We start from the raw sequence: 20127 nt of genomic DNA, 5'->3' as shown, positions 1-20127 counted from the left end.
AGAACCACTAGGATGTTTATGATTCTAGTGGAATTTCCGAGTTTGACATTCGGTCTCGAGGTCGACGTCGAGCGGGTACCGAATGTCAAATTCATTCCACTAGAGCATTTTCGAGCGAAGTGGGAACCGGTTCGCGTGAAGAAAATGCGTAAAAACAAAGACCTTGAGCATATCCGGGGAACCGGAGTTCACCGGATATGCTCTAATTCCAGAACCCAGGGAGATCTCAGATGCACAATCTGGCCACCAAACAGGAAGCCGAATACTTCGACCCGATCACCGTTGAAGTTGTGAGGATGCGTCTCGAAACCATCGTTTCGGAAATGGGCATCGCGATGATGCGCACGGCGGGCTCGCCGGTCATTACCGAAGCGGGCGATTTCAACACCGCGCTTTTCGACGTCACCGGGCGCCTGTGCGCGTATTCCGACTATATCCAGCTTCATATCGGATCCGCCAGCGTGGCAGTGAAGAAGCTGCTCGAAGCCGTTCCTCTTTCGCAGATGTACCCGGGCGATGCCTACATCAGCAACGATCCGCATACGTCGGGCGCGACGCATCCGCCAGATGTGACGGTGGTGTCGCCGATCTTCTATGAGGGCAAGCCGGTCGCCTTCGCCCAGTCGCAGGCCCACCTGATGGATGTCGGCGGGATGGGTCCTGGCGGGTTCGCGCCCGCGGCTTACGACTGCTTCTCCGAGGCGCTGCGCATGCCGCCGGGCGTGAAGGTGTTCGAGCGGGGCATCCCGGTCGATTCCGTGCGACTGATGATTACAAACAACGTGCGTCTTCCAGTCCTACTGTGGAACGACATTCGCAGTTTGGTCGCGGCCAACAACGTGGGCGCCGCGCGGCTCTGCGCGACGCTGGACGAATTTGGCCTGAATGAATTCGACCGCTACATGCAGCGTGGCTTCGACATGGCCGAAGATGTGGTCCGCAGCCGCATCCGCAGCCTGCCGGATGGGGTCTACGAGGCGGACGAATGGCAGGAGCACAACGGCCACGTGGACGATCTCTATCGCATTCACTGCGCGATGACGATCGCCGGCGACCGGCTGACGCTGGACTTCGCGGGAACGAGCCCGCAGACGGATGGCTTCGTCAACTCGTCCTGGGGCAGCACGGTCGGCGCCGTGGCGACGGCGCTGAGCCCGATCCTTGCGTGGGACACCCCCCTCAATCACGGCGTCTTCAGCCCCATCACCATCAAGGCGCCGTTGAACACGATCGTGAATCCGACCTCGCCATCGCCCATCAGCAACGGCCACATTGAAACCGGCATGCGGGTCGTCCGCCTTGTGGTCAAGCTGATGAATATGGTCCTGTCGCGCAGCGACGATCCGGTGCTGCGTGAACGCACGCAGGGCATCTGGCCGGACTCCTGGACTGGCGGCATCACTGCCGGCGAACGCGAGAAGGGACCGTTCTTCGTGCTGTTCAACATGGACGGAGGCGCCCACGGCGCGGGCGCCCAGCCCCGTCTCGACGGGCTCGATTGTTCCGGCATGACCTGCCAGGTGAGCCATACGCTGCCGGACGTCGAGATGAACGAACTGATGTACCCGGTGCTCTATCTGTGGCGCCGGCTCGACTACCAGACCGGCGGTCCGGGCGCCCAGCGCGGCGGCCTCGGGCTCGATTTCGCCTGGACCCTTCACGATTGCCGGGATGCGCACCAGACGGTTTTCGCGCCGACCGCCCAGGTACCCGCGGAAGGATACGGCGGCGGCTATCCCGGCGGCGGAAGCGAGCATCAGATTCTGCGCAACACCAACATCATGCAGGCCCTGCGCGCCGGGGGCATCAGCCACCTCGAAGACATCGCGTTCGAAAAGAAGGAGCTGCTCGAACTGAGCGCCCAGGGCATCCCGATCCGTGCCGGCGACATCTTCTGGCAGCGCATTGCCGGCGGCGGCGGTTATGGCGATCCCCTGCTGCGCGATCCGGCCCTCGTGGTACGCGACCTGCGGTCCGGCTACATTGCCGAACCGGCCGCCTATGACGTGTACGGCGTGGCGCTCGCGGAAGGTGGCCAGGTCGCCGACCTGGAGGCGACCGCCGGGCGGAGAGCGGAGCTGCGTCGGCAGCGCATCGGCAGGCCGGTCCGGGATGCCGCAAGCGAGGTCGAGCTGCCGGCCGGCGCGGAACCGGTCTCGAAGGGTGTGGCCCTTCGAGACGGCGCCTACGTCTGCCTCCATTGCGGAACCGAGCTGGGGGTCGGAGGTGATTGGCACGATCACTGTCACACCCGTGAGGCTCCGGCTTCAGAGCGCCTCGCGGAGCTGCACGTCCGTGTCCGCCCGAGGCATATCGAGCCCTTGGTGATGCTGCGGGAGGACTTCTGCCCCGGCTGCGGCACTGCGCTCGATGCGCAGGTCGTCGTGAAAACCCACTGAGTGAACGATCCGGTGCATCGGCGAGGCCAGTGGTTCGTCGTCGACATTTGCATCCGTCTGATACGGGCCTTGGAGCCAATGTCGAAGTCAAGAGAACCACTAGCAAGTTGATGGTTTAGTGGAGCTTTTGAATTTGACATTTGATCTGGAGCCTCATGTCAGGCGGGACTCACATGTCAAATTCGCTCCACTAGGGTCAGGACCCATTAATCTGATGGAAATGGCGCCTGAAACGGCAAAGAGATGCCGAAAAGAGATTCCTGGAGAGACGCGAAGGTCGATGGGGTTCCATCGGCCGAGTGGCTCGACGCCGCAGGTCGCAGCCGTTTCGGCGTCCTTCGGATGTGGTCCATTTGGCCGGCAACTGCGTCGCGGAGGGCTCGAAAGCCGAAAGGCTTCCTTCACCTCCGCTTCTTGTATCCGGCCAAATGGCCTCACACCATTTCAACCAGATGAATGGGTCCTGACCCTAGGCCCCCGCTGATGCGCCGGACCTCTGCCACCGTGCCTGCCGCGGTGCCCCCAATTCGAGGAACTCGTCCATGACCTCCGTCTTCTTCATGCCCACGAAAGTGGTTTCCGGCGCCGGCGCGCTGCAAGTCCTCGGCCGTGCGGCCGGCGAGCTCGGCATGACGCGCGTCCTCGTGGTGTCGGACCCGATCATCTCCCGGCAAGTCTATTATGCCGATGCCCTGTCGCTGCTCGAAGCCAGCGGACTGAACCTCCTGCGCTTTGAGGACTGCGAGGTGGATGCGCGTGTCCGTCAGATCGACGCGCAAGGCGAGCGGGTGCGCCGCGAGAACATCGACGGCGTCATCAGCATCGGCGGCGGGTCCGTCATGTGTGCGGGCAAGGGCATCGCTATCGTGGCCACCAATGGAACGTCGCTGCGCGCGTGCAGCGGCGTCGCCAACTTCAAGAACAGGCCGCTGCCGATGATCATGGTTCCGACGACGGCGGGATCGGGCTCGGAGGTGTCCCAATGGACGGTGGTGAAGGACGATGACCACCACGACAAGCTCGTTTGCGGCGGGCCGCTCAGTTTTCCCAACGTCGCGATCCTCGATCCCGCCGTGCTCGCGTCGCTTCCGCCGTCGGTGGCAGCGGCGACGGGCGTCGATGCTCTGACGCATGCGCTCGAAGCCTTCACGAGCGGCGCCTCGTCTCCGATCACCGACGGCCTGGCGCTGGAGGCCATCCGCCAGCTCGCCGGCGGCCTTCGCTCCTCCGTCTGCGCCGTTTCCGAAGAAGCCGCCCGAACGGCAGCAATCGTCGCGGCATCGATGGCCAACATGGCCTGCGGCAATGCTCGCCTCGGGCATGCCCATACCCTGTCACTGCCCCTGGAAAGCCTCCTGGATCTTCCCCACACGCTCGGCGTCGGCGTCCTCATGCCTCATGTGCTGGCATTCAACCTGACAGTGCTTCCCGACAAGGCGATACGGGTCGCGGAGGCGCTTGGCGTCCGGTTGCCGGGCGATGCCTCTCTGGCTGCAGCAATTCAGGCAAGTGTTCGTGCGCTCAGAGAACTTTACATCGATATTGGCTTTCCCCTGTCCTGGACCGAAGCTCAAGTTCCCCACGACCGCCTCCGCGAGATGGCCGAACGGGCGGTCCCTGGCCTCTACGCCGGTTCCGAAGGGCTCGCCCGCCTACGCGAGGCGGAGATTGGGGACGGCACCGTGATCGAGAGCTTTGCGCCCAGACGTATGACGGTTCGCCAAGCCGAGAGCATCTTCCGCGTCTGCCTCGCCGATCCGATATGAAAAACCAAGATGCTTCGATTTCGGATCGTGCCGCCTGGAAACGCGCTGCATTGGCGTTCGAAGCGACCAATATGTGCACATCGAACGGTGCCTGTTGATCGCGAGCGCAGCTACCAATATTTGGGCAGCGGATTGGAGTTGTGACACGGCGAGCAAACATTCGTTTCGAATTGCGGCATCTCAGGTATTTCGTCGCTGCCGCTGAGTGCGGGAGCTTTCGGAAGGCTGCGGATGCTCTGGGTGTCCAGGAATCGGCCGTCAGCCGGCGCGTCAGAGGCATAGAGGGTGGTGGTGTCCTTGGTGATGTCGACACGGGGATTGTAGACGCCCATCGACCAATCGAGCACGCCCGGCAGCGCGAGCAGATTGGCCGAATGACCAAGACATTCTTGCATACTTCACAGGTCCAACGCGCTCGGTGAACCATCGCGCCATCGCTGAAATCAGGAAGAACGAGAAACACCGGAGTCCGTGAGGTATTTTTCGATCAGCGGCCGGGCGGACATCTACGGCCCCAAGGGTCCGTGGAATGGGCTGCCGGCTATGTCACCGGATCCAAGGGGTATCAGGTCGAAGTCAATGCGGAGCCGGTCCGAATGATCTTCCACGCGGGCAAGGCCATGTTCGGAGAGGTGCGCTCTCATGCGCTGGATGTGTGGGTCGCCTACCGCTACTGGCAGAACCAATACGGCAATCCGGCGGATTCGGCGCCCTATGTCTGCACGCTGCACGGCGTGAGCACGAACAGCCGTAAGATGAACGCCGCGGCGACCGGCATGACGGCGAAGTTCTGACGCGCCCCGAGTGGCGGCGGCTAATATGCAAGCAGCGTCGTCCGCTCGTCGCCGCCACCCGGAAAGCCGGGCGCCGTCGCAGCCGTCGGCGCCCGATGACAAAGCTCTCTTCCGGCCTGACCGCTCGCATCCTGGGTGATCCGGCCGGCCGTGAGTGTTGCTGCCCGCCAGCAGCCGGGCTACGGCGCAATCTCCGCATCCTTGGAGGTCGACGCCAATCATCAGGGCAATGCAGCACGACTTTAGTCCGTATTGAGCGTATCCCGCGAAGTCACCGCCTACCTGGAGATGGCGGCTCCGCGTTCCCTTCCGCCATGGCGTCGAACGCGTGAAGGAAGACACTCACCATCGCGTCGAGCCGCCGTCGGCTGACCCCGTCGCGCGCCTGCACCGAAAGGCCATGAAGCAGCGTGGCGCAGCAATCGCCGATGGCCACTTCGTCGAAGCTCGCCGGAAGCTCACCCGCCTGCTTCGCCTGCCGCAACCGGTCAATGAGTGATTGCGTCCGGGCTCTTCGATGATCTGCAAGCCAGGCACCCAACGCCGCGTTCTCCGGCGCGCAGTTGGTCGCCGCCGAAACGACCATGCACCCTCTCTGCTTCACGGTGTAGAGCTTGATGGCCTTCCGAAACATGTCCTCGATGGCAGTGCGCACGTCCTTCGTACCGCCGAGAGCCTGGTCGGCGAAGCCTCCCTCCTCGGCCTCGTAATGGGCAATGGCTTCGCGGAATAGCGCCTCCTTGGAGCCGAAAGCCGCATAGATCCGTGCGGACGCAATCCCGAGCGCGGCGACGAGATCGGACATGGAGGTTCCCTCATAGCCCCGCACCCAAAAAAGGTCGCGAGCGCGCTCGAGGGCAACCCCCCTGTCGAATTCTCTCGGCCGTCCCGCCATGCCCGTCTCCATTCCAGAACGATTGACAAATAATACGCTTGACATGGGCGGGCAAGCTCGCATTGTTGATTGATCGACAAAGAATGGTGAGCCGATGAAAACCGTCAAAGGTCCGAGTATCCACTTAGCGCAGTTCAGCGGCGCCCAGCCGCCCTTCGACCAGCTTGAGACCATCGCGGCGTGGGCCAGCCGCCTGGGCTTCAGGGCGGTCCAGATTCCGGCATGGGACGAGCGCCTCTTCGACGTTCGCACCGCAGCCGAAAGCCAGACCTATTGCGATGAAATTTCCGGCGTGCTCGCCGGGCACGGGCTCGTCGTCAGTGAGCTGACGACGCATATCTTCGGCCAGCTCGTCGCCGTGCACCCGGCCTATGATGTCATGTGCGACGCCTTCACACCGGAGGCGCTGAGGGGCAATGCCGCGGCGCGCAGCGAATGGGCGCTGGAGCGGATCAAGCTGGCCGCCAGGGCCTCGCGCCGGCTCGGACTGACCAGCATGGGCACCTTCTCGGGCTCGTTTCTGTGGCCCTATGTCTTTCCCTTTCCCCAGCGCCCGGAGGGGCTGGTGGAGGCGGCCTTCGACGAATTGGCGCGGCGCTGGCGACCCGTTCTCGACGCCTGCGACGAGGCCGGCGTCGATCTGTGCTTCGAGCTCCACCCGAGCGAGGATCTGCACGACGGCACCAGCTTCGAGGTGCTGCTCGACCGGGTCGGCGGGCACCCGCGCTGCCGTCTCCTCTACGATCCCAGCCACTTCGTCCTGCAGCAGCTCAAATATCTCGACTTCATAGACATTTATCACGACCGGATCGGCATGTTCCACGTCAAGGACGCGGAGTTCAACCCGACCGGCCGCCAGGGCATGTACGGCGGCTACCGGTCCTGGATCGACCGTGCCGGTCGCTTCCGCTCCCTCGGCGACGGGCAGGTCGATTTCCGCTCCATCTTCTCGAAATTCGCCCAGTACGGGTTCGAGGGATGGGCGACGCTCGAATGGGAATGCTGCCTCAAGGACCAGGAGGACGGCGCCCGCGAGGGGGCGGCCTTCATCACCGATCACATTATCCGCGTGACGGACAAGGTGTTCGACGATTTTGCAGGAACCCCGCTGAGCCCGGCGGAGACAAGAACGATCCTCGGCATCGCTTGATGCCCCTTCTCAGGGAAGAAACCATGACACGCTTCAACGCCAACGACGCCCTGGCCGATGGCCTCGTCCACCGCTACCTGCGCGTGGACGGGCAGAAGATCCACTGCGCTATCCTCGGCAGCGGCCGGCCCATCCTGCTTATTCCCGGCTGGCCGCAGACCTGGTACGCCTGGCGCCATACCATGGCGGCGCTGGCGCAGAACGGGTTCGAGGCGATCGCCGTCGATCCGGTCGGCACCGGGTATTCAGCCCGGCCCGATGCCGGATATGACACCGGCTCGGCCGCCCGAATCCTGCACCAGGCGATGCTGCAGCTTGGTCACGCGCACTACGCCGTCGCCGGCCATGATGTGGGCATGTGGGTCGGCTATGCGCTGGCGATCGACTTTCCGGAGGCTGTTGAGCGGATCGCGCTGACCGAGGCCGTCATTCCCGGACTCGCTCCCGCGCCGCAGATTTTCGTGCCACCCGCCGACAACATCTTTCTCTGGCACTTCATGTTCAACCAGGTGCTGGACCTGCCGGAATTCCTGACGGCGGGCCGGGAGAAGGAATATCTCAGCTTCATGTTCGACAAATGGTCCCACCGGCGCGACCGGGTGGCGGCCGATGTCTATGCCGAGGCCTACGGGACGCCCGGGGGCATCCGTGCCGGCTTCGCCTACTACCGCGCCATTCCCGAGACCATCCGGCAGAACCTGAAGCGGGCGGAACGGCCCCTCGCCCTGCCGGTGCTGGCCATCGGCACCGAGTTCGCCACCGTCGACGCGCCGCTCGCCACGCTGCGTCCCCACGCTGCCGACCTCAGGGGCGAGATCATCCCCGACTGCGGCCATTTCGTGATGGAAGAGACGCCCGAGGAATTCAACGCGCAGGTCGTCCCCTTCTTCCTGGAGGGGGCCGCCCGATGACGCTCGACGCCGATATCGCCGCCTTCCTGGCGCGCCTGCCCGCTCCCGAGCCCGCGTCGCTCGAGGCGATCCGGGCCGAGACTGACCGGGTGCTCCTCACGTTGCAGGGGGCGCCCGAAGCCGTCGACCGGATCGAGGATCTTGCGGCCGACGATCCTGCGAGCAATGCTGCAGTGCCAATCCGGGCCTATTGGCCGGCCGGATCGGCGCGCGGGCAGGCTCTGCCGGCCCTGGTCTTCGCCCATGCGGGCGGCTGGTGTCTGGTCTCGCTCGAGACTTACGATACCCCTTGCCGCGCGCTCGCGAACGCCACCGGCTGCGTCGTCTTCTCGGTCGACTACCGGCTGGCGCCGGAGCATCCCTACCCGGCCCCGCTGGAGGATTTCTATCGCGCCCTCGTCTGGGTTGCCGATCACGCCGAAGCGCTGGGGATCGACGCCGGCCGCATCGCGGTCGCCGGCGACAGCGCCGGCGCCAACCTCGCCGCCGGGGCCGCCTTGCTGGCGCGGGACCGCCGTGGGCCGTCCATCGCCCATCAGCTTCTCATCTATCCGCCGGTGGACACGGATCTCGGAACGGCCTCCTACGAGGCCTTCGGCGACGGATACTACCTCACGCGCGAGACGATGCGCTTTTGCTGGGAGGCCTATCTGGGAGAAGGGCTCGCCTCGCCTCCCGTCTATGCCGCGCCGCTCCGGGCGGACCTGTCGAACCTGCCGCCGTCGACCGTCATGGTCAACGAATACGATCCGCTGCGCAGCGAGGGCGAGGCCTATGCACGCAAGCTCGCAGAGAGCGGCGTCCCGACGCGCCTCATCCTCCTTGAAGGCATGGTGCATGGCTGCATCCACATGGCCGGCGTGGCGCCGGCCGCGGGCGGTCTTTTTGTCCGCGCGGGCGAGGCCATCCGCACCGGCCTCCAGCCGCCGCCCGTTATCGTGGCGTCGGAAAATCACGCGGCTGCGGGTATTTGAGGGCTCGGGCCGGCGCGGCCCCGCTTGACGGCACCGGCCGGCGCGGCGTCAGTGAGAGTGACGCTGGGGTCGCGGCCAAAAAAAGAAGGATCCGACACAAAGGTTAGCCGGGAGGAGAGGCATGAGAGAGCCCATCAAGGTGCTCCGCGGTACGTTCGGACGGATGTCGCTGATCCGTGTGAGACGCGATTTCGTGACCCACGCCCACAGTGAGGCGCATGTCATCATCTGGCTCGGCGGAGAGCCCGGGCTGATGACGGTCGGCGGTCGCAGCGCCTGCGTCGGTCCGGAAATGGCGATTGCGATCAACCCCTTGGAGCCCCACAGCCATGCCTTTCCGCCCGCGGGCGAGCCGGGGCTGTTCCTGGTTTTCTACCTGGACCTCGACTGGCTGCGCGCGCACAGGCCGGAAGGAGCATTCGCATTCGACGACCCGCATCTCCCGTTGAGCGGTGAGCAACGGGCGACCGCCGCGCGCATGCGTCTGCTCCTCGAAGGCGGCGAGGACCCGGGGGACTTGTCCGCCTATGAGATAGAGCGATTTGCGGACAGCCTGTGCCGGCCCGGCCAAGCCGTGTCGGCGGCCAGGGCCTTCGACGGACGGGTGTGTGATTTCCGCATTCGCAAGGCGATCGCGATGATGAAGCATGCCGTGGGTGCGCGGCCGTCCTTCGACGACGTGGCGCGGTCCGTGGGCATGTCCCGCCCGCATTTCTTCGCGGTTTTCAAATCCCAGACGAAGCTGACGCCGAATATCTATCTCAACACCTTGCGTGTCGAGGAAAGCGTTCGCCTGCTGCAATCGGGAGAGCCACTCACCTCCATCGCGTATCAGGTGGGCTTCACCCAGCAGAGCAATTTTTCCCGCTTCTTCCGGGACCATGTTGGCGTGACCCCCACGGCCTATCGTTCGGCCAGCCAGCACCAGCAATAGAGGTCGCTTCTGATCGCATCCGTAGGCGGATTGCCCATAGCCTCGAGGCGCTGTCGTTTCCGCGGCGGCGCCTCGCGCATGTGCTGCCGGCACCGCCCCGTCTCCTGCTTATTCGGACCGTCCGATACGATTTCGAGACTGGCGGATAAGCAATCCCCCCGATCCTATGTCTTTCTATGCAGGCAAAAAGGAAAAAGGCGACGGGACATGGCGAGCGTGACGGTTTCAAGCATCATAGAGGCGCCGATCGACGCGGTGTGGGAGGTCATCCGCGACTTCGACGGGTTGCCGGGCTGGCATCCGCGTATGGTCGAAAGTGTGATCGAGGCGGGCCCCGTCGCCGATCGGGTGGGATGCGTGCGCCGGCTCACGCTGGTGAACGGCGCGGTGCTGCGCGAGCGGCTGCTAGCGCTGTCCGACCACGACCATTCCATCCGCTACGCTATCGAGGAGACGCCGCAGCCGATCTCCAACCATGTGGCCACACTGAGGCTCGCGCGAGTGACCGACGGCGAGCGCACCTTCGTGGAATGGTCGGCGACGTTCGACGCACCGTCCGGCGAGGCGGAGAAGATCGCCGCCGCCATGGGCGAGAACGTGTTCCAGGGCGGGTTCAACGCCCTGAAGCAGCGTTTCTCGCGCGGCGCGTGAGGGGGCCGGCATGAGCGTGACACTCGAGACCTTCACAGACATCGCCGCCGCCGCTGCGGCCCTGGCTGCCCCTGGCGCGGCCTATCTCGGCGGCGGCTCCTTGCTCGTGCGCCGGGCCAACGAAGGCGACGTCGCGCTCACTCACTACGTCCGTCTCGCCGATCCCGCTTTGAGAGCCATCGAGGTCTGTCCCGGCAGGGTAAGGATCGGTGCCGGCGTCACCATGGGCGAGATCCTCCGGCACCCCGGGCTCGATTTCCTCGGCACCGCGGCACGGCTGATCGGCGGCCCGGCCATCCGCAATGCGGCGACCGTCGGGGGAAATCTCTACGCCCGCGCGCCCTATGGTGACTTCGCCGTCGCACTGCTGGCGCTCGATGCCGTGGTTCACCTGGGCGGCCGTTCGGGCGAACGCGACGTGCCGGTCGAGGACTTCCTGGCGAAGCGCGGCACGGCCTTCGCCAAGGCCATTGTCACTGCCGTCAGCTTCGCGGTGCCGGCCAACGGCACGTTCCGCTTCATAAAGGCGAGCCGTGTCCGGCCCAAGGGGCTGTCGGTGGTGACCATCGCCGCCGTCCTGGATACGCGGGGTGGGCTCATCTCGTTCGCCCGCATCGCCCTGGGGTGTCTGGCAGATCGCCCGATGCGGGCGAGAGCGGCGGAGACGGCCCTCATCGGCCGCGCCCAGACGCCCGAAGGCATCGCGCCCGCCCTCGCGTTGGCCCTTGAAGGCACCACGCCGATCACCGATGCGGTGGCGAGCGGCTGGTATCGCGGCGCAGTCCTGCCGGTACATCTCGGACGGCTGTTGCTGGCGGACGCCTGATTGCCGGATATGCCGGCACCAAAAACAGTGAGAGGGAGAACCAAGGTGGCAAAAGTCGCCATTCGTTTTTTATTGAACGGCAGCGAGAAGGCGGAGTTCGTCGAGAGCGGAACCACGCTCCTGGATGTTCTGCGCGAGAAGCTCGCCGACTTCTCCCCGAAAGGGGGTTGCCTCCAGGGGACGTGCGGCGCCTGCTCGGTGCTGGTCGACGGCGAGATCCGGCTCGCCTGCCTGACGCTCGCGGAGACTTGCGAGGGTTGCACCATCGAGACGGCGGGCGGCCTTGCGAAGGACGGCGTGCTGCACCCGCTGCAGATCGCATTTGCCGACGGCTTCGCCACCCAGTGCGGCTTCTGCACCGGCGGAATGATCGTGGCGTCCAAGGCGCTGCTCGACCGAAACCCCGCACCCAGCCGCGAGGACGTCATCGAGGCGATCTCCGGCAACGTCTGCCGCTGCACGGGCTACGAGCCGATCATCGGCGCGGTGCTTGCCGCCGCGCGGGCCAATTCCACCAACAAGGCCTGAGGAGGCGCGCCATGGAACTGCGAAAAACCTATTTCGCCGACGAGCGGCGTGACGACCTCAAGGAGATCGGTCAATCCAGGCCGCGCTCGGACGCCTTCGGCCATGTGACGGCGCGCACGGCCTTCTTCGCCGACCGCACCTTCCCCGGGACGCTCCACCTCAAGATGGTGCGCAGCCCCCATCATCACGCCCGCATCCGCGCGATCGACACGTCCGAGGCTGAGCGCCACCCCGGTGTGGTCAGGGTGCTGACCGCGAAGGACGTGCCGCATAACCTCTACACCGTCCTGTCGCTCATCCAGGTGGGGCCGGAAGACGAGCATGTGCTCGCGGAGGAAAAGGTCCGCTGGAAGGGGGAAGCGGTGGTGGCCGTTCTCGCCGAGACGCCGCGGGCCGCCTTCGAGGGCGTCGCCAAGGTGCGCATCGACTACGAGCCGCTGCCAGCGGTGCTGGACATGGAAGCGGCGCTCGCGCCCGGTGCGCCCCTTGTGAACGAACGCCACGGCGGCAACTATTATCACTATGACAGCGGCAGCAGCCGGAAGGTCCGGCTGGGCGACGTCGAGGACGGCTTCCGCCAGGCCGACCACATCCTGGAGCAGACCTACGCGTCGGCGCCCATCGAGCACGCGCCGACCGAGACCACGGGATGCATCGTCGTCCCTGAGGGCAACGAGCGATTCACTTGCTACACCAATACGCAGGCCATGTTCTTCACCCTCGACAACGCCTCCATCATCCTGCAGATGCCCGGCCACAAGCTGCACATGGTGGGCGGAACGGTGGGCGGCGGGTTCGGTGGCAAGGTCGACGTCATCGTCGAGCCGATCGCCATCCTCGGCTCCAAGCTCACGGGCCGTCCGGTGTCGTTCATCTACGGGCGGGAGGAGGAGATGCAGATCTCCTCGCCGCGAGCTGCCGAGCGGATCGTGCTGAAGGACGGCGTGACGCGGGACGGGCGCATCGTCGCGCGGCAGGTTCACTGCTATGTGGACGCGGGCGCCTATTCGCGGCACTCGCCCTACGGCACGCAGAAGGGCGCCGCCCACTTCCCCGGCCCCTACACCATTCCCAACGTCTCCATCGATTCCTTCTGCGTCTACACCAACCGCACGCCGTCGTCGGCCATGCGGGGGTTCGGCGTCACCATCGGCGACTTCGCGCTGGAGGTGCAGATGGACAAGCTGGCGCGCCTCATCGGCATGGATCCCATCGAGTTCAGGCTCATCAACGCCTATCGCGACGGCGACCTCAAGGCCCACCGCCAGCCTACCGAGGGCGCGGCGCTCATCGAGTGCATGCAGGAGGCGTCGCGGGTCACGAACTGGCCTATTGCCGACCGCTTCTTCGAGCTGTCGTCGCGCACGAGGAGGGACTGAACCATGGCGCTCCGGCACGGCCGCGGCGTGGCTGCGATCAACTATCCCACGGGCATGAATCTGGGCGGCGACCCGACCCAGGCGCTGGTGCATTCGACCCCTACCGGCAATTTCATGGTGAGCCTCTCCAGCGTCGACCTCGGGCAGGGGCTGAAGCACATCATGGCCCAGCTGTGCGCCGAGACCATCGGCGTGCCGACGGAACGGGTGATCGTCGATACGGCGGACACCGACACGGGTCCCCATTGCATGGGCACCTTCGCCTCGCGCGGCACCCACCGCGCCGGCAATGCGGTGATTGCCGCTTCCCGGGAGGCGCGGCAGGTGATGCTGGAGGTTGCGGCGACGGCGCTGGAGGTCAATGCCGATGACCTCGACACCGACGGCCAGGGCAACATCCACGTCAAGGGCGCGCCGTCCCGCGCCATCTCGATCATGGACACGGCGCTCGTCGCCCATTTCAAGCAGGGGCGCTCCATCTCCGGGCGCGGCATCTTCCTGGTGCCGCGTTCCTATCCCGACGCCGCCACCGGCGCCATGAAGCCCGCCACCTGCTATGCCCATGCCTGCACCGTCGCCGATGTGGAGGTGGACGACGAGACCGGCGAGGTGCGTGTGCTCGCGGTGAAGAACGTGTTCGAGGTCGGCCGCGCGCTCAATCCGAAGATCGTGGAGCAGCAACTGGTCGGCGGCTCATGGATGGGCATCAGCCACGCCCTCTACGAGACCACCGAGCCCTACTATCCCTCCCGCGAGCACGGCCCCACCGACTTCAACGAATATCTCATGCCCGGTCCCGGCGATCTGGCGCAGACGGAGACATATGTCCTGGAACGGCCCGCGGCCGACGGCCCCTATGGCGCGAAGGGGCCGGGCGAGATGTGCGCGAACCCGCAGATTCCAGCCATCGCCAATGCCATCTTCGATGCGGTCGGCGTACGCATCGACGTCATGCCGATCACCCCCGAGCGGATCCTCAAGGCTCTGCTGGAAAAGGCGGCCGCGTCGCCGGGCGCCGCGTCATGAGGCTGGAGGCTGCGCCGGACGAGGGTGTTGCCGCGCGGGCCGTCTCGCCCGAGAGAATCGCCGCGGAACTCGCCAGCGTCTCCTATATCGCCGACCAGAGCCTCGCCACGGTGATCTTCCTGGCCCTGCGGCTCGGTAAGCCGGTGCTGCTGGAAGGCGCGCCGGGCGTCGGCAAGACCGAAGCGGCGAAGGCGATCGCTCAGATCCTCGGCCGCGACCTCGTTCGGCTGCAATGCTACGAGGGCATCGATGCGGCGCAGGCGCTCTACGAGTGGAACTACCAGCGCCAGCTCCTCGCCATCCGTCAGGCCGGCGAGAAGGACGTGGACATCTATGACGACCGCTTCCTGATCGCCCGCCCTCTGCTCAAGGTCCTGAAGGCGCCGCAGGACAGCGTGCTGGTGGTGGACGAGATCGATCGCGCAGACCATGAATTCGAGGCGTTGCTGCTCGAATTCCTTTCCGATTTCCAGATCTCGATTCCGGAACGCGGGACGCTCTGCGCCACGTCGCGCCCGGTCGTGGTCCTGACATCGAACCGGACGCGAGACCTCGCCGAGGCGCTGCGCCGGCGGTGCGTCTATCACTACATCGAATATCCCGACGCAGCCCGCGAGGCGGCAATCATCATGCTGCAGGCCGGGGACGTCGCCGAAGCGACGGCGCGGGCCGTCGCAAGGGCGGTACGGGACATCCGCGCGCGGCCGCTCGCCAAGCCGCCCGGCATCGCCGAGGCGATCGAGTGGGCCAACGCGGCGACCGTCCTCGAGAAGGGCGGCAGCCCCTGGCCGGAGGCGTTCCGCCGCGCGATCGGCATGCTGGTCAAGGACGAGGAGGACCTTGCAACCCTCGGCCCGGAGCTTGGGGACATCGTCGAAGCGGCCCTTTCATGATGGCGGCTCCCTGTCTTCCGCGTGCAGCGGCGCCTCTGGTGGCGTTCGCCGAGCTCCTGCGGCAAAGCGAATTTCCCATCTCGTCCGAGCAGGTCACCGACTTCCTGAAGGCGGTGGCACTGCTCGGCCCCCGATCCATGGATCATCTGTTCGACGCCGCCCGCGCCACCTTCGGTCCGTCTCCCGACCGCCGCCAGGAGTTCGCGTTGCTGTTCCGGCGCCATTTCTACGGCGAGGTCGATGGTCCCGACGACGGCGTTAAGGGCGGGATGGCGCGGCGGGGAGACGCGGACGACGCCGTGGCGCGGCGCGCCCGCGACGTTCGTCGGGAGAAGGGCGGGACGCTCTCGTCGGCGGACGAGGTTCTCGCCGCACGGGACTGGGACGACGACGATGAAGGCCGCGGCGCGCTCTCCCGCTTCCGCAGGCTGCTCGGGCGTTCGCTGCCGGTCCGCGCCTCCTTCCGGACAGTGCCGGCCCGCGCGCGGGGTCAGCTCGACCTGCGCCGCTCCTTGCGCACGCTGGTCCGGACCGACGGGGACATACCGCGCCCGCGGCTGAAGCGACGCAAGCGGGTTCAGCGCAACTTGCTGCTGCTCATCGACATCTCCGGCTCGATGAAGCTTTATACAGCCGACTATCTGAAAGTCGCCCATGCCATCGTCCAAGGTGCCGACCGGGCCGAGGTGTTCACGCTCGGCACCCGCCTGACGCGGATCACCGCCGCGCTGCGCCCGGCGAGCCCCATTCAGGCCCTCGAGCGCGTCTCCCACTGCGTCGCGGACTGGGATGGCGGAACGCGCATCGGCTCAAGCCTCGGCGCGCTTGTCGCCACCCCGCGCTTTGCTGCATTCGCCCGCGGCGCGGCCATCCTTATTCTGTCCGATGGGCTGGAGCGCGGCTCCCACGAGGAGATGGAACGCGCGATCCGCCAGCTTGCCCGGCGAGCCTTCCGGCTGACTCTCGCGACCCCGCTTGCAGCCGATCCCCAATTCCAGCCCGAGACGGCCGCGTTGCGCGGCATCCTCCCCGTCCTCGACGATCTCATCGACGGATCGTCCATATCCAGCTTGACGCGCTTCATTCTCGCCCTCGGCGCGCCGGGGGCGGTGGCTCGGAACAAAGGAAAGCGAGAGCAATGCGACCGGTAATCGATTCTCATTTCCACATCTGGCGTCAGGATGATCTGCCCTGGCTCCGTGGGCCCATGGTGCCGCGCATCTTCGGGCCCTACGAGGACATCCGGCGCGATTACCTCATCGGTGAATTTCAAGCCGACCTCGCCGGCGCCGGCGTCGGGCAGGCGGTGTACGTCCAGGCCAACTGGCCGAAGGAGCTATTCGAGGACGAAGTCGCATGGGTCCAGCAGACCGCGAACGAAAGCGGTTGGCCCCACGCCATCGTCGCCTATGCGGATATGACCGCCGACGATGTGCGGCCCCAGCTCGACCGGCTGATGCGCTATCCCCTCGTCCGCGGCGTCCGCATGCAGTTGCACTGGCACGAGCGTTCCGAATTCCGCTTTGCGGAAGCTCCCGATCTCATCCTGGACGCGAGGGTCCGCAGGAACCTCGCCCGGCTCAAGGACTACGGGCTCAGCTTCGACCTCCAGCTCTTTCCCGCTCAGATGGAAGCGGCAGCCGGCGTGGTCGGGGACAATCCGGAAACGATGTTCGTTCTGGTCCATGCCGGGATGCTGGCCGGCCGATCCGATCGCGATGCGGCGGCGTGGACCGCCGGTCTGACGAAGCTTGCCGCCTTGCCAAACGTCTACGCGAAACTGTCCGGACTTGGCACGTTCATTCATCGGAACGACGGCGATCTCATCGCCTATATCGTGGCAACTCTGGTCGAGCTGTTCGGCAGCAGGCGCCTGATGTTCGGCTCCAATTTTCCGATCGAGAAGATTTGGACCAGCTATGCGGACCTGATCGGCGCCCATAAACGCGCCGTCGCGCAATTCGGCGGGGCAGCCGAAGACGACGTATTTCATGGCGTGGCGGCGAGGGTCTATCGTCTATAGGCGAGGACGGGCGCTGACATTTGATGTTGCGCGCACTGACATCTGATTTTGCACGCTACACCAAGCCGGGGGCTGATCTTGAATGCGGAGGAGGTCAGGTTCTCACTTGCCCGCGCTGAATGAGAGCCGCTGACCGCCCGCCATGATAGCCGGCGACTTTCGTCGCGCTACACCATTCCGCTTCCACGCGGCACAGCCGAAGGCTAAGGAAGCACAAAACGCCCCGAAGGGCGATTGCTAAGTATCGGATTTTCTAGAGAAAAACTGGAGCGGGCGAAGGGATTCGAACCCTCGACCCCAACCTTGGCAAAATTGGAGACAGGGTTATCCGGAGTTTTCCTCAGTTGGACTGACCTGTAAAAATCAATACTATTCAGTGGCTTATTGATATTGGCCTTTCTGGCATGGTATGAGATTTTCCGTCACGGTGGTCACCAGGTGGTCACCAACTTCGATGGCATCGACCTATCGAAAGGCACGGGAATGGCAAGAGAAAACGCCGTCAGGCTCACTAAAAAGGTGGTCGACAGCATCGTCTCGAACGGTGAGCGTTGCTTCGCTTGGGACAGCGAGTTATCCGGGTTTGGGGTCCGTACTGACCCGAGCGGATCGAAGACCTTCATCATTCGATACCGCGCCAACGGCGGCGGGCGGAACGCGCCGAAGCGTTTCCAGACAGTCGGCCGCTATGGAAACTTGACCGTCGACGAGGCACGCAAGAAGGCGAAGATTCTGCTCGGCGCAGCCGCGAAAGGTGAGGACCCTGCTGGCGAGCTTCAGACAAAGCGGCGCGAAATGCTGATGGCCGAGCTGATCGACCTTTATGAAGAAGAAGGCTGCTTCGTTCAGCGCGGCATTCGGCAGGGCGAGCCCATGAAGCCCCGCACCAAGGCTTACACGATCGCGCGTTTACGGCACCATGTCGTGCCGCTGCTCGGACGAAAGCGCGTGTCGGAGGTTGGTGCGGGTGAGATCGAACGCTTCGTGCGGGATGTGACCAACGGCAAGACCGCCAAGGATGAGAAAATCGGGTTTCGCAAACGCATCATCGTTCGCGGCGGCGAGGGAGCCGCGCGGAAGGTCGTAAAGGATCTCTCCGCCGTTTTTAGCTTTGCTGTGCGGCGCAAGATCGTGTCCTCCAATCCTTGCGACATCGCTGCTGTGAAAAAATCCGACAACAGGCGCGATAGGTATTTGACGCTCGAGGAGATCAGCCGTCTCGGCAAGGCGTTCGACGCGCTGGAACTGGAGGGTGTCAACGCCAAAGCATTGAACATTGCACGCCTGTGGGCTTTGACCGGCTGTCGTCGCGACGAGATCGCCGCGCTGCGATGGAATGAGGTGAGTTTCGAGCACGGCCTTCTCGTTTTGGACGACAGCAAGACTGGAAAGTCCATTCGGCCGCTTGGCGCGGCTGCAATCGTGCTGCTGCGTGGCATTACAAGGAAGCCGGGTTCCGACTTCGTATTCCCGGCGGAACGGGGAGATGGCCATTTTCAGGGAACAAAGGGCGTTTGGACCAGGGTCGTCGCGAAAGCGGAACTACCTGGCGTTACCCCCCATACGCTGAGGCATACGATGGGATCCACCGCCGTCTCCTATGGCGAAGGGTTGCCCCTGACAGGAGCCATTCTTGGCCATGCGAATGCACGCTCAACAGCGATCTACGCGCATGTGCAACATGATCCTTCGCGTCGCGCGGCCAATCGGATTTCGGGAAAGATTGCTGAAGCACTGGCAGGCAGGAGTGAGGTGTCAGCTCAGAGCGAACAATCGGATGCACGTGAACACTAGGCTGCCAAAACTGAAGTTGAACTAATTATGGAAGCGCAGATTTATCTCAGGAAATTGTCCCGGCATCTTTCATATCTGTTGGCGTTCGCTCGGAGAATCAACGAACTCGACTTTGCCGCTTCGCTCGGTGGAGAATTCCGCGGCATGCAGGACGCCGGCTGGGCTACTACGATCACAGCGCACGAAGTGTTCGAGGAAATCTCCGCTCACCCCGCACACAGCCGCCCACGGTCGAAGGCCGAAATTCGTATCCTGCTGTTTCTCTATTGTCAGCTCGCTGAGGCAGGCGGCATCTATGAGACCCTCAAGAATATGATGGGGATTGTCACGCTAAAACCTTATTTGCTTTGGCCATTTCAAGACCTTGTTCGAGTAAGACAGCAACCCGCTAGGGTCATTGGGCCGAATGCAAATGCGACGTTCAGAGATCTAGCTAGAACCGCGCATGCGATTGGCATGCCGGGTCTTGCATTGGTGCTGGAAGAGGCCTTTAGAGACGATATTCGTAATGGCATTTATCATGCCGATTACGTTATCTGGGAGGATGGCTTGCGTCTCAGGCGTCGGAACGGCGGTCATGCGACTCGGTTGACTTTCGACGAGGTCAATGTGGCTCTTACAAAAGGCGTTGGCTTTTTTGACATCCATAGATCCTATATGTCCGAAGCCATCCACTCTTTTCATCCGGCACGTACAATCATCGGCCGCTTTAGCGCAAATTTTCCAGCACCCTGGACTATCCATGCCGATCCCGAGCGGCACACATTCTCAATATCCGGTTCAGCGCCAGCCCCGGTAACAACGCCCGAATTTCAACGGCAGGAAGCGATCAATGGTCAGCTTGGCGGAAAGGTATTGGCGGTGTTCACGGATCAAGCCGCCGGACAGCCTGCGGAATTTCTTGTTTACATGTGGGATGCCGGGTTCGCCCCTAACGAGATTGCTTTGCCCGAGGATCGAATGCTCAAACTCTTGGAACATGTCGAGCGTGACGGACTGTGGGATCCTCGTTTCGAGCAACCGGCTCGGAGGAGCCTGCTCCTTCTAAGCCCGTGGGGTTTCCGATATCTCACCGAACCGGCCGATTTTGATAGTTTGCTCGACATTCCATTTATGGAGATCAATGTCGGGACAGGTGATGCATCCGAAAGTTCGGTGAGCGAGCAACCATGATCGTTTTTCCA

18 protein-coding genes and 1 pseudogene are annotated in these 20127 nt (G+C 64.2%); 18 read left to right on the top strand and 1 reads right to left on the bottom strand.

From position 1 onward, the window contains the following. The first annotated feature begins 230 nt into the window (after window positions 1-230). The 4 genes and pseudogenes from C7450_RS00645 (at window position 231) to C7450_RS00630 (ending at window position 4959) form a co-directional block, all read left to right on the top strand. Window positions 231-2399, top strand: coding sequence for a hydantoinase B/oxoprolinase family protein (locus tag C7450_RS00645; protein ID WP_110372465.1), 2169 nt, complete (start codon window positions 231-233; stop codon window positions 2397-2399). 542 nt (window positions 2400-2941) lie between these two features. Next, entirely contained in the window at window positions 2942-4165 is a 1224-nt protein-coding gene (locus tag C7450_RS00640; protein ID WP_110372464.1) for an iron-containing alcohol dehydrogenase, read from the top strand. Window positions 4166-4305: 140 nt separating this feature from the next. Beyond that, window positions 4306-4449 (top strand): annotated as a pseudogene (locus tag C7450_RS34400) (helix-turn-helix domain-containing protein); the annotation flags it as partial. A 240-nt stretch (window positions 4450-4689) separates the two neighbouring features. Beyond that, complete coding sequence (locus C7450_RS00630; protein ID WP_110372463.1) at window positions 4690-4959, top strand: hypothetical protein; 270 nt, start codon at window positions 4690-4692, stop codon at window positions 4957-4959. 271 nt (window positions 4960-5230) lie between these two features. Here C7450_RS00630 and C7450_RS00625 read toward each other — a convergent pair whose 3' ends face one another. Then, a complete protein-coding gene (locus C7450_RS00625; RefSeq protein ID WP_110372462.1) occupies window positions 5231-5854 on the bottom strand; it encodes a TetR/AcrR family transcriptional regulator in 624 nt (207 codons plus the stop codon). A gap of 94 nt (window positions 5855-5948) precedes the next feature. Here C7450_RS00625 and C7450_RS00620 point away from each other — a divergent pair, with 94 nt between their 5' ends. The 14 genes from C7450_RS00620 to C7450_RS00555 all read left to right on the top strand — a co-directional run bounded on the left by C7450_RS00620 (window position 5949) and on the right by C7450_RS00555 (window position 20116). Then, window positions 5949-7004, top strand: a complete 1056-nt coding sequence (locus tag C7450_RS00620) for a sugar phosphate isomerase/epimerase family protein (protein ID WP_110372461.1) — start codon at window positions 5949-5951, stop codon at window positions 7002-7004. A gap of 23 nt (window positions 7005-7027) precedes the next feature. Further along, on the top strand, window positions 7028-7915 hold the full coding sequence (locus C7450_RS00615) for an alpha/beta fold hydrolase (protein ID WP_110373183.1): 888 nt from the start codon (window positions 7028-7030) through the stop codon (window positions 7913-7915). Then, window positions 7912-8889 (top strand): alpha/beta hydrolase, encoded by a 978-nt coding sequence (locus C7450_RS00610; protein ID WP_110372460.1) that lies wholly within the window; start codon window positions 7912-7914, stop codon window positions 8887-8889. Before C7450_RS00615 ends, C7450_RS00610 begins: the two co-directional genes overlap by 4 nt. Before the next feature lie 121 nt (window positions 8890-9010). Further along, entirely contained in the window at window positions 9011-9823 is an 813-nt protein-coding gene (locus C7450_RS00605; RefSeq protein WP_110372459.1) for a helix-turn-helix transcriptional regulator, read from the top strand. 207 nt (window positions 9824-10030) lie between these two features. Then, window positions 10031-10474, top strand: a complete 444-nt coding sequence (locus C7450_RS00600; protein ID WP_110372458.1) for an SRPBCC family protein — start codon at window positions 10031-10033, stop codon at window positions 10472-10474. Between the two features lie 10 nt (window positions 10475-10484). Next, on the top strand, window positions 10485-11300 hold the full coding sequence (locus tag C7450_RS00595) for an FAD binding domain-containing protein (protein ID WP_110372457.1): 816 nt from the start codon (window positions 10485-10487) through the stop codon (window positions 11298-11300). Window positions 11301-11345: 45 nt separating this feature from the next. Further along, the gene (locus C7450_RS00590; RefSeq protein ID WP_110372456.1) at window positions 11346-11828 is read left to right on the top strand and encodes a (2Fe-2S)-binding protein; all 483 of its coding nucleotides are present in this window, start codon (window positions 11346-11348) and stop codon (window positions 11826-11828) included. Window positions 11829-11839: 11 nt separating this feature from the next. Continuing rightward, on the top strand, window positions 11840-13207 hold the full coding sequence (locus C7450_RS34990) for a xanthine dehydrogenase family protein molybdopterin-binding subunit (RefSeq protein WP_110372455.1): 1368 nt from the start codon (window positions 11840-11842) through the stop codon (window positions 13205-13207). A 3-nt stretch (window positions 13208-13210) separates the two neighbouring features. Further along, complete coding sequence (locus C7450_RS34985; RefSeq protein ID WP_110372454.1) at window positions 13211-14233, top strand: xanthine dehydrogenase family protein molybdopterin-binding subunit; 1023 nt, start codon at window positions 13211-13213, stop codon at window positions 14231-14233. Continuing rightward, a complete protein-coding gene (locus tag C7450_RS00575; RefSeq protein ID WP_110372453.1) occupies window positions 14230-15126 on the top strand; it encodes an AAA family ATPase in 897 nt (298 codons plus the stop codon). The genes C7450_RS34985 and C7450_RS00575 overlap by 4 nt, the downstream gene beginning before the upstream one ends. A 38-nt stretch (window positions 15127-15164) precedes the next feature. Continuing rightward, window positions 15165-16277, top strand: a complete 1113-nt coding sequence (locus C7450_RS00570; RefSeq protein ID WP_245449416.1) for a vWA domain-containing protein — start codon at window positions 15165-15167, stop codon at window positions 16275-16277. Continuing rightward, entirely contained in the window at window positions 16265-17149 is an 885-nt protein-coding gene (locus C7450_RS00565) for an amidohydrolase family protein (protein ID WP_110372451.1), read from the top strand. Before C7450_RS00570 ends, C7450_RS00565 begins: the two co-directional genes overlap by 13 nt. A gap of 438 nt (window positions 17150-17587) precedes the next feature. Continuing rightward, window positions 17588-18943, top strand: coding sequence for a tyrosine-type recombinase/integrase (locus C7450_RS00560; RefSeq protein ID WP_238121390.1), 1356 nt, complete (start codon window positions 17588-17590; stop codon window positions 18941-18943). 27 nt (window positions 18944-18970) lie between these two features. Then, a complete protein-coding gene (locus C7450_RS00555; RefSeq protein WP_110372450.1) occupies window positions 18971-20116 on the top strand; it encodes a hypothetical protein in 1146 nt (381 codons plus the stop codon). Window positions 20117-20127 lie beyond the last annotated feature (11 nt).

Source organism: Chelatococcus asaccharovorans (assembly GCF_003201475.1).
GTDB lineage: Bacteria > Pseudomonadota > Alphaproteobacteria > Rhizobiales > Beijerinckiaceae > Chelatococcus > Chelatococcus asaccharovorans.
This window is presented reverse-complemented; position numbering and strand designations above follow the sequence as displayed.

What these genes read in the sequence shown, in the direction of transcription:
- C7450_RS00565 (WP_110372451.1), top strand. Translation starts at nt 16,265, where the DNA reads ATGCGACCGGTAATCGATTCTCATTTCCACATCTGGCGTCAGGATGAT.
- C7450_RS00555 (WP_110372450.1), top strand. Translation starts at nt 18,971, where the DNA reads ATGGAAGCGCAGATTTATCTCAGGAAATTGTCCCGGCATCTTTCATAT.
- C7450_RS00610 (WP_110372460.1), top strand. Translation starts at nt 7,912, where the DNA reads ATGACGCTCGACGCCGATATCGCCGCCTTCCTGGCGCGCCTGCCCGCT.
- C7450_RS00640 (WP_110372464.1), top strand. Translation starts at nt 2,942, where the DNA reads ATGACCTCCGTCTTCTTCATGCCCACGAAAGTGGTTTCCGGCGCCGGC.
- C7450_RS00620 (WP_110372461.1), top strand. Translation starts at nt 5,949, where the DNA reads ATGAAAACCGTCAAAGGTCCGAGTATCCACTTAGCGCAGTTCAGCGGC.
- C7450_RS00600 (WP_110372458.1), top strand. Translation starts at nt 10,031, where the DNA reads ATGGCGAGCGTGACGGTTTCAAGCATCATAGAGGCGCCGATCGACGCG.
- C7450_RS34990 (WP_110372455.1), top strand. Translation starts at nt 11,840, where the DNA reads ATGGAACTGCGAAAAACCTATTTCGCCGACGAGCGGCGTGACGACCTC.
- C7450_RS00605 (WP_110372459.1), top strand. Translation starts at nt 9,011, where the DNA reads ATGAGAGAGCCCATCAAGGTGCTCCGCGGTACGTTCGGACGGATGTCG.
- C7450_RS00645 (WP_110372465.1), top strand. Translation starts at nt 231, where the DNA reads ATGCACAATCTGGCCACCAAACAGGAAGCCGAATACTTCGACCCGATC.
- C7450_RS34985 (WP_110372454.1), top strand. Translation starts at nt 13,211, where the DNA reads ATGGCGCTCCGGCACGGCCGCGGCGTGGCTGCGATCAACTATCCCACG.
- C7450_RS00625 (WP_110372462.1), bottom strand. Translation starts at nt 5,854, where the DNA reads ATGGCGGGACGGCCGAGAGAATTCGACAGGGGGGTTGCCCTCGAGCGC.
- C7450_RS00595 (WP_110372457.1), top strand. Translation starts at nt 10,485, where the DNA reads ATGAGCGTGACACTCGAGACCTTCACAGACATCGCCGCCGCCGCTGCG.
- C7450_RS00615 (WP_110373183.1), top strand. Translation starts at nt 7,028, where the DNA reads ATGACACGCTTCAACGCCAACGACGCCCTGGCCGATGGCCTCGTCCAC.
- C7450_RS00575 (WP_110372453.1), top strand. Translation starts at nt 14,230, where the DNA reads ATGAGGCTGGAGGCTGCGCCGGACGAGGGTGTTGCCGCGCGGGCCGTC.